Genomic DNA, 13006 nt, shown 5'->3' on the forward strand with positions numbered 1-13006 from the left:
AAACAAAAAAGGCACCCGAAGGTGCCAGAGGCAAAATGCTGAAACGCTTTAGGATCGCGTTATCTGGAGGATTAATCCAAAGTCGGATTCATATCCCGCAGATCGTATGGAGTGATCTGGTAGACGTAATAGTTAAGCCAGTTTGCAAACAGCAGATTGCCATGGCTGCGCCAGGTGGCTCGCGGTTTGTTTTGCGGATCGTTTTGCGGAAAATAATTATACGGAATGTCCGGGCTCAGACCGGCTTCCACATCGCGGAAAAATTCGCTGGCCAGGGTGTGGGCGTCGTATTCCGGGTGGCCGGTCACAAAGGCAATACGCTTATCTTTGCTGGCAAACAGGTAGGCATCACCCTCTTCCGTTTCTGCCAGGATCTCTAAATCGGTGTAATCGCGAATCAGCGCCGCCGGGAAATCCGCATAGCGAGAGTGCGGGGCAAGGAAAGAGTCATCAAAACCACGGGTCAGCAGCGCGTGAGGATGCAGAATATGATGCTCATACACGCCGGAAATTTTTTCTGCCCGGGTCTGCTTAGGAATGCCGTACAGGATATTGAGTGCGGCCTGTACCGCCCAACAAACAAAAAGCGTAGAGGTGACGTGATCTTTCGCCCACTCCAGCACCTGTTTGATCTGCGGCCAGTAGGCAACATCGTTAAATTCGACCAGACCCAGCGGCGCGCCGGTGACGATCAGACCGTCAAAGTTCTGGTCGCAAATATCGTCGAAGTTGCAGTAGAAGTTATTCAGGTGTTCACTTGGCGTATTGCGGGATTCACGCGCATCGATACGCAGGAGCTGGATATCAAGCTGTAGCGGAGAGTTCGACAGCAGGCGCAGGAACTGATTCTCCGTTTCGATTTTTTTCGGCATCAGGTTAAGGATAAGCACCTTCAGCGGACGAATTTCCTGAGTTGTTGCACGCGTAGTCGTCATCACAAAGACGTTCTCACCACGCAAGAAATTGACGGCTGGTAGCTCGTCCTGCACCCGAATCGGCATAACTTGATTACCTCATAGCATACGTATAAACGTTTAGACATCCAGACAGCTAACAATAACCAGGAATAATGAAAATGTCGAGTCTGCAAGCGGAAGGTGAGAAAGTTTCAACCATCTCCAGGATAGAATACTGTGGTTAATCGCAAGGATATATCATGAGTATAGTGATTCGCCGTTCGCGTAGTGATGAGAGCGAACAACTGATTGAAATCTGGCGTCGTTCCGTTGATGCGACGCATCATTTTCTTTCACAGCAGGACCGAAAGGAAATTGAGCGCCAGGTGTGTGAGTTTTTTCCCCGGGCGCCGCTATGGGTTGCGGCCACCCGTGAGGACAAGCCCTGCGCATTGATGCTGCTTTCCGAACAGCATCTGGAAGCCCTTTTTGTTGATCCTGACTTTCGCGGTATGGGCGTGGGTCGCCAGTTAGTCAGGTATGCTCTGGAATGGATTCCGGGACTCACAACCGATGTGAATGAGCAGAATGCTCAGGCGGTAGGGTTTTACGCGAATATGGGGTTTGTGGTGAGCGGACGCTCCGATCATGACGACCATGGGCGGCCCTATCCGCTGCTTCATTTGCGTTATGCCGGGCGTTAAAACGCAGAAAGCCCGTCCGTGAGGACGGGCTGCTTTCGCCATAAACCGCAGATAAACAAAAGGCCCGGTCTTTCGACCGGGCCTTCTGCTTTATTTGATGCCTGGCAGTTCCCTACTCTCACATGGGGAGACCCCACACTACCATCGGCGCTACGGCGTTTCACTTCTGAGTTCGGCATGGGGTCAGGTGGGACCACCGCGCTAGTGCCGCCAGGCAAATTCTTGGTGCTCAAAACGAATCTTTTACTCTGATGCTGCGTTGCCTTCGCTCGTAAACTCAGTCACATACTCCTGTATGCTCCTTCCTTTACTTCGCTTGCCGCCTTGCCTCAGCGCAAAATCTTTCGTTTTCGCTAATCTGTAATCTAAGCTGAAAATCAATCTCGTCTCTTCGCCAAAACAGCTTCGGCGTTGTAAGGTTAAGCCTCACGGTTCATTAGTATCGGTTAGCTCAACGTATCGCTACGCTTACACACCCGACCTATCAACGTCGTCGTCTTCAACGTTCCTTCAGGACTCTCAAAGAGTCAGGGAGAACTCATCTCGGGGCAAGTTTCGTGCTTAGATGCTTTCAGCACTTATCTCTTCCGCATTTAGCTACCGGGCAATGCCATTGGCATGACAACCCGAACACCAGTGATGCGTCCACTCCGGTCCTCTCGTACTAGGAGCAGCCCCCCTCAATTCTCCAGCGCCCACGGCAGATAGGGACCGAACTGTCTCACGACGTTCTAAACCCAGCTCGCGTACCACTTTAAATGGCGAACAGCCATACCCTTGGGACCTACTTCAGCCCCAGGATGTGATGAGCCGACATCGAGGTGCCAAACACCGCCGTCGATATGAACTCTTGGGCGGTATCAGCCTGTTATCCCCGGAGTACCTTTTATCCGTTGAGCGATGGCCCTTCCATTCAGAACCACCGGATCACTATGACCTGCTTTCGCACCTGCTCGCGCCGTCACGCTCGCAGTCAAGCTAGCTTATGCCATTGCACTAACCTCCTGATGTCCGACCAGGATTAGCTAACCTTCGTGCTCCTCCGTTACTCTTTGGGAGGAGACCGCCCCAGTCAAACTACCCACCAGACACTGTCCGCAACCCGGATGACGGGTCTACGTTAGAACACCAGCCATTAAAGGGTGGTATTTCAAGGTCGGCTCCATGCAGACTGGCGTCCACACTTCAAAGCCTCCCACCTATCCTACACATCAAGGACCAGTGTTCAGTGTCAAGCTATAGTAAAGGTTCACGGGGTCTTTCCGTCTTGCCGCGGGTACACTGCATCTTCACAGCGAGTTCAATTTCACTGAGTCTCGGGTGGAGACAGCCTGGCCATCATTACGCCATTCGTGCAGGTCGGAACTTACCCGACAAGGAATTTCGCTACCTTAGGACCGTTATAGTTACGGCCGCCGTTTACCGGGGCTTCGATCAAGAGCTTCTCCTTACGGATAACCCCATCAATTAACCTTCCGGCACCGGGCAGGCGTCACACCGTATACGTCCACTTTCGTGTTTGCACAGTGCTGTGTTTTTAATAAACAGTTGCAGCCAGCTGGTATCTTCGACTGAGTTCAGCTCCATGAGCAAGTCACTTCACTTACCATCAGCGTGCCTTCTCCCGAAGTTACGGCACCATTTTGCCTAGTTCCTTCACCCGAGTTCTCTCAAGCGCCTTGGTATTCTCTACCTGACCACCTGTGTCGGTTTGGGGTACGATTTGATGTTACCTGATGCTTAGAGGCTTTTCCTGGAAGCAGGGCATTTGTCACTTCAGCACCGTAGTGCCTCGTCATCACACCTCAGCGTTGAATAAACGACCGGATTTACCTAATCGTTCCGCCTACATGCTTAAACCGGGACAACCGTCGCCCGGCCAACATAGCCTTCTCCGTCCCCCCTTCGCAGTAACACCGAGTACAGGAATATTAACCTGTTTCCCATCGACTACGCCTTTCGGCCTCGCCTTAGGGGTCGACTCACCCTGCCCCGATTAACGTTGGACAGGAACCCTTGGTCTTCCGGCGAGCGGGCTTTTCACCCGCTTTATCGTTACTTATGTCAGCATTCGCACTTCTGATACCTCCAGCAACCCTCACAGGCCACCTTCAACGGCTTACAGAACGCTCCCCTACCCAACAACGCATACGCGTCGCTGCCGCAGCTTCGGTGCATGGTTTAGCCCCGTTACATCTTCCGCGCAGGCCGACTCGACCAGTGAGCTATTACGCTTTCTTTAAATGATGGCTGCTTCTAAGCCAACATCCTGGCTGTCTGTGCCTTCCCACATCGTTTCCCACTTAACCATGACTTTGGGACCTTAGCTGGCGGTCTGGGTTGTTTCCCTCTTCACGACGGACGTTAGCACCCGCCGTGTGTCTCCCGTGATAACATTCTTCGGTATTCGTAGTTTGCATCGGGTTGGTAAGTCGGGATGACCCCCTAGCCGAAACAGTGCTCTACCCCCGAAGATGAGTTCACGAGGCGCTACCTAAATAGCTTTCGGGGAGAACCAGCTATCTCCCGGTTTGATTGGCCTTTCACCCCCAGCCACAAGTCATCCGCTAATTTTTCAACATTAGTCGGTTCGGTCCTCCAGTTAGTGTTACCCAACCTTCAACCTGCCCATGGCTAGATCACCGGGTTTCGGGTCTATACCCTGCAACTTAACGCCCAGTTAAGACTCGGTTTCCCTGCGGCTCCCCTATTCGGTTAACCTTGCTACAGAATATAAGTCGCTGACCCATTATACAAAAGGTACGCAGTCACCCCATAAAGAGGCTCCCACTGCTTGTACGTACACGGTTTCAGGTTCTTTTTCACTCCCCTCGCCGGGGTTCTTTTCGCCTTTCCCTCACGGTACTGGTTCACTATCGGTCAGTCAGGAGTATTTAGCCTTGGAGGATGGTCCCCCCATATTCAGACAGGATACCACGTGTCCCGCCCTACTCTTCGAACTCACAGCCTGTGCATTTTAGTGTACGGGAGTATCACCCTGTACCCTGCGACTTTCCAGACGCTTCCACTAACACACAAACTGATTCAGGTTCTGGGCTGCTCCCCGTTCGCTCGCCGCTACTGGGGGAATCTCGGTTGATTTCTTTTCCTCGGGGTACTTAGATGTTTCAGTTCCCCCGGTTCGCTTCGTTAAGCTATGTATTCACTTAACGATAGTGTGACGAATCACACTGGGTTTCCCCATTCGGAAATCGCCGGCTATAACGGTTCATATCACCTTACCGACGCTTATCGCAGATTAGCACGTCCTTCATCGCCTCTGACTGCCAGGGCATCCACCGTGTACGCTTAGTCGCTTAACCTCACAACCCGAAACTGTTTCGTAAAACGGTTCGTGTTGCGAAAATTTGAGAGACTCGGACACACCGCTTTTCCTTTCTTATTACGGAGAAAGGGAACAGTGTGTCGTTTCAATTTTCAGCTTGATCCAGATTTTTAAAGAGCAAATATCTCAAACGTCATCCGAAGATGAGTTTTGAGATACTGAGGTCGGCGACTTTCACTCACACAAACCAGCAAGTGGCGTCCCCTAGGGGATTCGAACCCCTGTTACCGCCGTGAAAGGGCGGTGTCCTGGGCCTCTAGACGAAGGGGACACTGAAGTCTCAATCGCAAGACGCCTTGCTTTTTACTTTTCATCAGACAATCTGTGTGAGCACTACAAAGGCAGGTTCTTTCAGGTAAGGAGGTGATCCAACCGCAGGTTCCCCTACGGTTACCTTGTTACGACTTCACCCCAGTCATGAATCACAAAGTGGTAAGCGCCCTCCCGAAGGTTAAGCTACCTACTTCTTTTGCAACCCACTCCCATGGTGTGACGGGCGGTGTGTACAAGGCCCGGGAACGTATTCACCGTAGCATTCTGATCTACGATTACTAGCGATTCCGACTTCATGGAGTCGAGTTGCAGACTCCAATCCGGACTACGACATACTTTATGAGGTCCGCTTGCTCTCGCGAGGTCGCTTCTCTTTGTATATGCCATTGTAGCACGTGTGTAGCCCTACTCGTAAGGGCCATGATGACTTGACGTCATCCCCACCTTCCTCCAGTTTATCACTGGCAGTCTCCTTTGAGTTCCCGACCAAATCGCTGGCAACAAAGGATAAGGGTTGCGCTCGTTGCGGGACTTAACCCAACATTTCACAACACGAGCTGACGACAGCCATGCAGCACCTGTCTCAGAGTTCCCGAAGGCACCAAAGCATCTCTGCTAAGTTCTCTGGATGTCAAGAGTAGGTAAGGTTCTTCGCGTTGCATCGAATTAAACCACATGCTCCACCGCTTGTGCGGGCCCCCGTCAATTCATTTGAGTTTTAACCTTGCGGCCGTACTCCCCAGGCGGTCGACTTAACGCGTTAGCTCCGGAAGCCACTCCTCAAGGGAACAACCTCCAAGTCGACATCGTTTACAGCGTGGACTACCAGGGTATCTAATCCTGTTTGCTCCCCACGCTTTCGCACCTGAGCGTCAGTCTTTGTCCAGGGGGCCGCCTTCGCCACCGGTATTCCTCCAGATCTCTACGCATTTCACCGCTACACCTGGAATTCTACCCCCCTCTACAAGACTCAAGCCTGCCAGTTTCAAATGCAGTTCCCAGGTTGAGCCCGGGGATTTCACATCTGACTTAACAGACCGCCTGCGTGCGCTTTACGCCCAGTAATTCCGATTAACGCTTGCACCCTCCGTATTACCGCGGCTGCTGGCACGGAGTTAGCCGGTGCTTCTTCTGCGAGTAACGTCAATCGATGAGGTTATTAACCTCACCGCCTTCCTCCTCGCTGAAAGTACTTTACAACCCGAAGGCCTTCTTCATACACGCGGCATGGCTGCATCAGGCTTGCGCCCATTGTGCAATATTCCCCACTGCTGCCTCCCGTAGGAGTCTGGACCGTGTCTCAGTTCCAGTGTGGCTGGTCATCCTCTCAGACCAGCTAGGGATCGTCGCCTAGGTGAGCCGTTACCCCACCTACTAGCTAATCCCATCTGGGCACATCTGATGGCATGAGGCCCGAAGGTCCCCCACTTTGGTCTTGCGACGTTATGCGGTATTAGCTACCGTTTCCAGTAGTTATCCCCCTCCATCAGGCAGTTTCCCAGACATTACTCACCCGTCCGCCACTCGTCACCCGAGAGCAAGCTCTCTGTGCTACCGTTCGACTTGCATGTGTTAGGCCTGCCGCCAGCGTTCAATCTGAGCCATGATCAAACTCTTCAATTTAAGTTTGATGCTCATGAATTAAACTTCGTAATGAATTACGTATGTTCACTCACTGAGACTTGGTATTCATTTTTCGTCCGAGGACGTTAAGAATCCATGTCACTTTGAGTGCCCACACAGATTGTCTGATAAATTGTTAAAGAGCAGTTGCGACGGCGCTTAGCGCTCTGTCGCGAGGTGGCGTATATTACGCGCTTTCCTCTTTCAGAGTCAACCTCATTTTTCAGAAGTTTTCTCTTTCAACCCGGCGGCTTGTCTGCCGTTGTTCCGTGTCGATGGAGGCGCATTATAGGGAGTTCTCGAACGCCCGCAATAGAAAAATTGCAGAAAAATGACTGACTGCTGCATTCCCCAGCAAAACCCCGCTTTATACCCTGTTACACACAGAATTATCCACAGACCGTACCGCTTGTTAGCGCATAAAGCCCAGCAAAAGCCCCTTCTATATAAAGAAGAGAGCGGCAAAAAAGAGAAAGATAAAAATTCGCGAGCGTTGCGCAAACGTTTTCGTTACAATGCCGCGCTATGACAAGGATGCCCGGTGGGGTGCGTCAGGTGAGTTTTTAGACAAAAATTCACCTAACGCTCTCTGTAATGTTCAAATCCTGGGGATTTAATACCATGCAACAACGTCGTCCAGTCCGCCGCGCTCTGCTCAGTGTTTCTGACAAGGCCGGTATCGTCGAATTCGCGCAGGCTCTTTCCGCTCGTGGTGTTGAGCTACTGTCTACGGGTGGTACCGCACGCCTGCTGGCTGAGAAAGGCCTGCCGGTAACCGAAGTCTCTGACTACACCGGTTTCCCGGAAATGATGGATGGACGCGTTAAGACCCTGCATCCAAAAGTACACGGCGGCATTCTCGGCCGTCGCGGCCAGGATGACGAGATCATGGCCCAGCACGCTATCTCTCCTATCGATATGGTTGTTGTTAACCTTTATCCGTTCGCCCAGACCGTCGCCCGCGAAGGTTGCTCGCTGGAAGATGCGGTGGAAAACATCGATATCGGCGGCCCGACAATGGTGCGCTCCGCGGCCAAGAACCATAAAGACGTGGCTATCGTCGTGAAGAGCCATGACTACAACGCCATTATTAAAGAGATGGATGCGAATGACGGTTCCCTGACTCTGGAAACCCGCTTCGATCTCGCCATTAAAGCTTTCGAGCACACCGCCGCCTACGACAGCATGATTGCCAACTACTTCGGCAGCATGGTTCCGGCCTATCACGGTGAGACTCAGGAAGCCTCCGGCCGCTTCCCGCGTACGCTGAACCTGAACTTTATTAAGAAGCAGGATATGCGCTACGGCGAGAACAGCCATCAGCAGGCTGCCTTCTATATAGAAGAAGAAATTAAAGAAGCGTCGGTTGCGACCGCTACTCAGGTTCAGGGCAAAGCCCTTTCTTATAACAACATCGCCGATACCGATGCGGCGCTGGAGTGTGTGAAAGAGTTCAGCGAACCGGCCTGCGTGATTGTTAAACACGCCAACCCATGCGGCGTTGCGGTCAGCTCCTCAATTCTGGATGCTTACGATCGTGCCTACAAAACCGACCCGACCTCCGCATTCGGCGGCATTATCGCCTTCAACCGCGAGCTGGATGCAGAAACCGCGCAGGCCATCATTTCCCGTCAGTTTGTTGAAGTGATCATTGCGCCATCCGCCAGCGAAGAGGCCCTGAAGATAACGGCGGCCAAACAGAACGTCCGCGTTCTGACCTGCGGCGAGTGGGCGGCACGCGTTCCAGGCCTCGATTTCAAACGCGTTAACGGCGGCCTGCTGGTTCAGGATCGCGATCTGGGCATGGTCAGCGCCGGTGAACTGCGCGTAGTAAGCAAACGCCAGCCGACGGAACAAGAACTGCGTGATGCGCTGTTCTGCTGGAAAGTGGCGAAGTTCGTGAAATCCAACGCCATTGTTTACGCCAAAGAGAATATGACTATCGGCATCGGCGCGGGTCAGATGAGCCGCGTTTACTCTGCCAAAATCGCCGGGATTAAAGCCGGTGACGAAGGTCTGGAAGTCAAAGGTTCGGCAATGGCCTCCGATGCCTTCTTCCCGTTCCGTGACGGTATCGATGCGGCTGCGGCGGTTGGTGTAACCTGCGTGATCCAACCTGGCGGTTCTATCCGCGACGATGAAGTGATTGCCGCAGCCGACGAACACGGTATTGCGATGATCTTCACCGACATGCGCCACTTCCGCCATTAATTCACGGAGCAGAACATGAAAGTATTAGTGATTGGCAACGGCGGCCGCGAGCACGCGCTGGGATGGAAAGCGGCACAGTCTCCGCTGGTCGACACCGTCTACGTGGCGCCGGGTAACGCCGGCACCGCTCTGGAACCCGCGCTGCAAAACGTCAATATCGGCGTGACCGATATTCCGGCGCTGCTGGACTTTGCCCAGCGCGAAAAGATCGATCTGACCATCGTCGGTCCGGAAGCGCCGCTGGTGATTGGCATTGTCGATGCGTTCCGCGCCGCGGGCCTGAAAATCTTCGGCCCGACCGAAGGCGCCGCCCAGCTGGAAGGTTCAAAAGCCTTTACCAAAGATTTCCTCGCGCGGCATAACATTCCGACCGCGGAATATCAGAACTTCACCGAAGTCGAACCTGCGCTGGCCTATCTGCGCGAAAAAGGTGCGCCGATTGTTATCAAGGCGGACGGTCTGGCAGCCGGTAAAGGCGTGATTGTCGCGATGACGCTGCAAGAAGCGGAAGAGGCGGTTCAGGATATGCTGGCCGGCAACGCCTTTGGCGACGCGGGCCATCGGATCGTGATCGAAGAGTTCCTCGACGGCGAAGAAGCCAGCTTTATCGTCATGGTCGACGGCGAGCACGTTCTGCCGATGGCCACCAGCCAGGACCACAAACGCGTAGGTAATGGCGATACCGGTCCGAACACCGGTGGTATGGGCGCCTATTCACCCGCCCCGGTGGTCACCGATGAGGTTCATCAGCGCACCATGGATCGCATCATTTGGCCAACGGTCAAAGGTATGGCGGCGGAAGGCAATACCTATACCGGGTTCCTGTACGCCGGTCTGATGATCGACAAACAGGGCAATCCAAAAGTTATCGAGTTCAACTGCCGTTTCGGCGATCCGGAAACGCAGCCCATTATGCTGCGTATGAAATCCGACATGGTGGAGCTGTGCCTCGCCGCCTGCGACGGAAAACTGGATGAGAAAACCTCCGAGTGGGACGATCGCGCCTCGCTGGGTATCGTGGTCGCCGCAGGCGGCTATCCGGGCAACTACGCCACCGGCGACGAAATCTTCGGCCTGCCGCAGCAAGAAGCTGTGGATGGCAAGGTCTTCCATGCCGGGACGAAGCTTACCGATGACCAGCGCGTGGTGACGAATGGCGGCCGCGTACTGTGCGTGACGGCATTGGGTGACACCGTGGCCCAGGCGCAGCAGCGCGCCTACGAACTCCTGACCGGTATTCATTGGGAAGGTAGCTTCAGCCGTAGCGATATTGGCTGGCGCGCAATCGCCCGCGAGCAACGCTAGCGCTTGAGCGTGACCTCATAACAGGCCTTATTGACGGGCGGCTTCATTCTGGAGTCGCCCGTTTTTTTTATCGTCCGCCATCATGTTGCGGAGCGCATGCGGTCAGGCGCCTCAGAGCTAACGTATGGAGAAGAACAGGCGCCGGGTGCGCAAAGCCTCTTTGACAGAACGTCAGAAGGTTTTTTCCTGCGGCTGCCAGGTACAGAAATCTTCGTTGGCCACCAGCAAAAGCTGAGCGCCCTCTGAGGCTTCCAGCCACGCCACGCTCACCTCAACGGAAGAGTGATTCTGGCGGCGTTCAATGTGAGCTAAGGCCCGGGCATCCAGATCCGGCTTCACGGTTTGCCCTTCACAGGTCGTCACGGTGTGGTTGGCATGCCAGCGTCCCTGACGCAGAACAACGCGTCCTTGCCGCAAGGCGTCGCTGGTCTGGCGAATTTGCGTTGCCCGGTAGCGGTAAAGCGCCACCTGATCGCTGGAAAGCTGTTGTTTTTGTCCGTCCACTTCGCGCTGCATAAAGCTCAGCTCGCCCTGGTCATCAAAACGGGCGCGAATGTGTTCCGTCGGTTTGCCGTAGACATTGAGTTCGATAAGCGTGAGTCGGTCACCCTGCCAGCGGTATTCGCTGGTTGAAGTATTGCCGTGACGCCACGGGCTGAAGGCGGCAAGCAGATGCACTTCGCCGTTGGAATCCAGACGCCAGATACGCATCGCGCCCTGGTTGTCCGCATACCCGCTGGCGGTAAAAGGTGGGACAGAAGAGTCATGGCTACAGGCAGAGATCAGCACGACGCCAGCCAGCATCAATACGCGACGCCAGATAGACAAAAGGGGCTTTAAGGCCCCTTCGTTAAAACTGTACACTGCCACGCAGTCTTACTTAACGGCGTCTTTCAGCGCTTTACCAGAAACAAATGCCGGCACGTTAGCAGCGGCAATTTTGATTTCGTTACCGGTCTGCGGGTTGCGGCCAGTACGCTCAGCGCGGTGGTTCACTTTGAAGGTACCGAAACCAACCAGTTGAACAGCATCACCTTCTTTCAGAGACTCAGTAATTGCAGCCAGGGTAGATTCCAGGGCAGCTTTTGCCTGTGCTTTGGACAGGTCAGCTTTGTCCGCAATTACATCAATCAGTTGAGTCTTGTTCATAAGTTATCCTTACAATGTGTTTATCGCTTGCTAAGCACCGAGTGCGACGGAAATGCCTGAAAAGCACTCTCCTGCATACACGCACCGATAGCCACTTTTTTTCGCCCTCCAAATGTAGACCAGACGGGGGGCGGAATGGAAGCCTTCAGACGCTACAATTCAGGCGGTAAATCACGTTTTCTGGTCTCACTGCTGAAAATTTATACCAATATTGCTCTCGCCGGCTTCACGAAGGTCTGCGCGCAGCCCTTTGATCAGTTCGATATCGCGTTCTTCACAGTCGGCCAGCAGGCGGAAAATTTCCCACTGAATATCCCATTCTTGCTCAACCGCCGGGTTCTCTTTGAGCTCTTCGTCGGTCATTTCGCGACCCGCCTGGGTCATTTCCAGCATCGCGACGGTGGTGATCGAGCTCTTGCTCACCTCAATGGCATGCTCAAGCGTTTCTCCGCTCAGACGCGAATGAATCAGTTCACTCAGAGCAACGCAGGCGTCGATAGCCGGATACACGCCGTACAAATCATAGTCGTCGGCAGCCGGAATTGCCTCTTCCAGTTTTTCCAGTTGGCTATCGAAATTCACCTTCGCATCCTTGACGGTCAGGGTTTCCCAAATCAGATCGAGGATACGACGATACAGCTGGCCGTCGGCAAATTCGGTTTGCTGGCAGAACATCGCGTAATTGGGGTACATGCGCTCGCACAAACAGGCCATAAAGGTGACGTGCTGCCAGCTTTCCAGCTTCTCCAGGCGCAGATGAATCGGGTTTTGTAACATGATGAATTCTCGAAGTCAGAAATTAGCCGCAGTGTACCTGAATCAGCAGTGATTTGCTTGCCAACGCACAAATGCCGGACGCCGCGAGGCAACCGCATCGGCCCAGCGCGTAGGCTCCGGCAAGCGGTAGCCCTTGATGCAGCGCTGAACCCATGTCAGCGCGCTATCGAGAGCCACCCGATGGCCGGTGCTGACAAACAGCGGATTGCAGCGCGCTTTGCTGCGCCAGACCCACGCCAGCTGCTCGTTTTTATCTATCAGCGGCGCCAGCGCTCCCGGCTCATCGCCGGGCAGCGTAAACTGACCGCACAGGCGTTTTTTGGCCACCCCGATGGTCGGGACATCCACCAGCAGGCCAAAATGGCTGGCGACGCCCAGACGCCGGGGATGGGAAATCCCGTGGCCATCGACAAAGAGCAGATCCGGTTTTTGTGCAAGCTGCTGCCACGCTGCCAGCAAAGCGGGCGTTTCACGAAAGGAGAGAAAACCGGGGATATACGGCATGGTGGTGGCCACTCGCGCCACCTGATATTCAACCAGTTCCAGAGAGGGCCAGGCGAGCAGCACAATAGCCGCCCGCGTCACTTCTCCTTCTTGCTCGAAGCCAACGTCCGCACCGCCGATCAGCCGGGGAGGATCGCGATCCAGCCGATCCTCACGAATCACCGATGCGGCCAGCTCCTGCTGCCGTTGGCGTAGCGACGCCAGATCCATACTCGCTC

The 13006-nt window shown here is 54.0% G+C and carries 8 protein-coding genes, 1 tRNA gene and 3 rRNA genes; 3 read left to right on the forward strand and 9 right to left on the reverse strand.

Annotated elements, in window-relative coordinates:
* Positions 1-71: 71 nt before the first annotated feature.
* Positions 72-1001 (reverse strand): homoserine O-acetyltransferase MetA, encoded by a 930-nt coding sequence (gene metA, locus Electrica_RS23850; protein WP_141965640.1) that lies wholly within the window; start codon positions 999-1001, stop codon positions 72-74.
* Positions 1002-1156: 155 nt separating this feature from the next.
* Here metA and Electrica_RS23855 point away from each other — a divergent pair, with 155 nt between their 5' ends.
* Positions 1157-1600, forward strand: coding sequence for an acetyltransferase (locus Electrica_RS23855; RefSeq protein WP_131050769.1), 444 nt, complete (start codon positions 1157-1159; stop codon positions 1598-1600).
* A gap of 99 nt (positions 1601-1699) precedes the next feature.
* Here the strand turns inward: Electrica_RS23855 and rrf are convergent.
* From rrf to Electrica_RS23875, 4 genes are all read right to left on the reverse strand, one after another.
* Positions 1700-1815, reverse strand: a 5S ribosomal RNA gene (rrf, locus tag Electrica_RS23860).
* Between the two features lie 200 nt (positions 1816-2015).
* Positions 2016-4923: ribosomal RNA gene (locus Electrica_RS23865) — 23S ribosomal RNA — on the reverse strand.
* Between the two features lie 218 nt (positions 4924-5141).
* Positions 5142-5217, reverse strand: a tRNA-Glu gene (locus tag Electrica_RS23870).
* 85 nt (positions 5218-5302) lie between these two features.
* Positions 5303-6842: ribosomal RNA gene (locus Electrica_RS23875) — 16S ribosomal RNA — on the reverse strand.
* The 16S, 23S and 5S rRNA genes sit together here with 1 tRNA gene alongside, the layout of an rRNA operon.
* Before the next feature lie 621 nt (positions 6843-7463).
* Here Electrica_RS23875 and purH point away from each other — a divergent pair.
* Both purH and purD read left to right on the forward strand, forming a co-directional pair.
* Complete coding sequence (gene purH, locus Electrica_RS23885; protein ID WP_131050650.1) at positions 7464-9053, forward strand: bifunctional phosphoribosylaminoimidazolecarboxamide formyltransferase/IMP cyclohydrolase; 1590 nt, start codon at positions 7464-7466, stop codon at positions 9051-9053.
* A 15-nt stretch (positions 9054-9068) separates the two neighbouring features.
* On the forward strand, positions 9069-10358 hold the full coding sequence (purD, locus tag Electrica_RS23890; RefSeq protein WP_100686226.1) for a phosphoribosylamine--glycine ligase: 1290 nt from the start codon (positions 9069-9071) through the stop codon (positions 10356-10358).
* 171 nt (positions 10359-10529) lie between these two features.
* Here purD and Electrica_RS23895 read toward each other — a convergent pair whose 3' ends face one another.
* From Electrica_RS23895 to nfi, 4 genes are all read right to left on the reverse strand, one after another.
* Entirely contained in the window at positions 10530-11222 is a 693-nt protein-coding gene (locus Electrica_RS23895) for a DUF1481 domain-containing protein (protein ID WP_142255939.1), read from the reverse strand.
* A gap of 12 nt (positions 11223-11234) precedes the next feature.
* Positions 11235-11507: a nucleoid-associated protein HU-alpha gene (hupA, locus tag Electrica_RS23900; RefSeq protein ID WP_004097675.1), complete on the reverse strand. Its 273-nt coding sequence runs from the start codon at positions 11505-11507 to the stop codon at positions 11235-11237.
* Between the two features lie 186 nt (positions 11508-11693).
* Entirely contained in the window at positions 11694-12284 is a 591-nt protein-coding gene (locus Electrica_RS23905) for a YjaG family protein (protein ID WP_004097673.1), read from the reverse strand.
* A gap of 42 nt (positions 12285-12326) precedes the next feature.
* Positions 12327-12998, reverse strand: a complete 672-nt coding sequence (nfi, locus tag Electrica_RS23910) for a deoxyribonuclease V (RefSeq protein WP_141965642.1) — start codon at positions 12996-12998, stop codon at positions 12327-12329.
* Positions 12999-13006 lie beyond the last annotated feature (8 nt).

Source organism: Klebsiella electrica, from assembly GCF_006711645.1.
Taxonomy (GTDB): domain Bacteria; phylum Pseudomonadota; class Gammaproteobacteria; order Enterobacterales; family Enterobacteriaceae; genus Klebsiella; species Klebsiella electrica.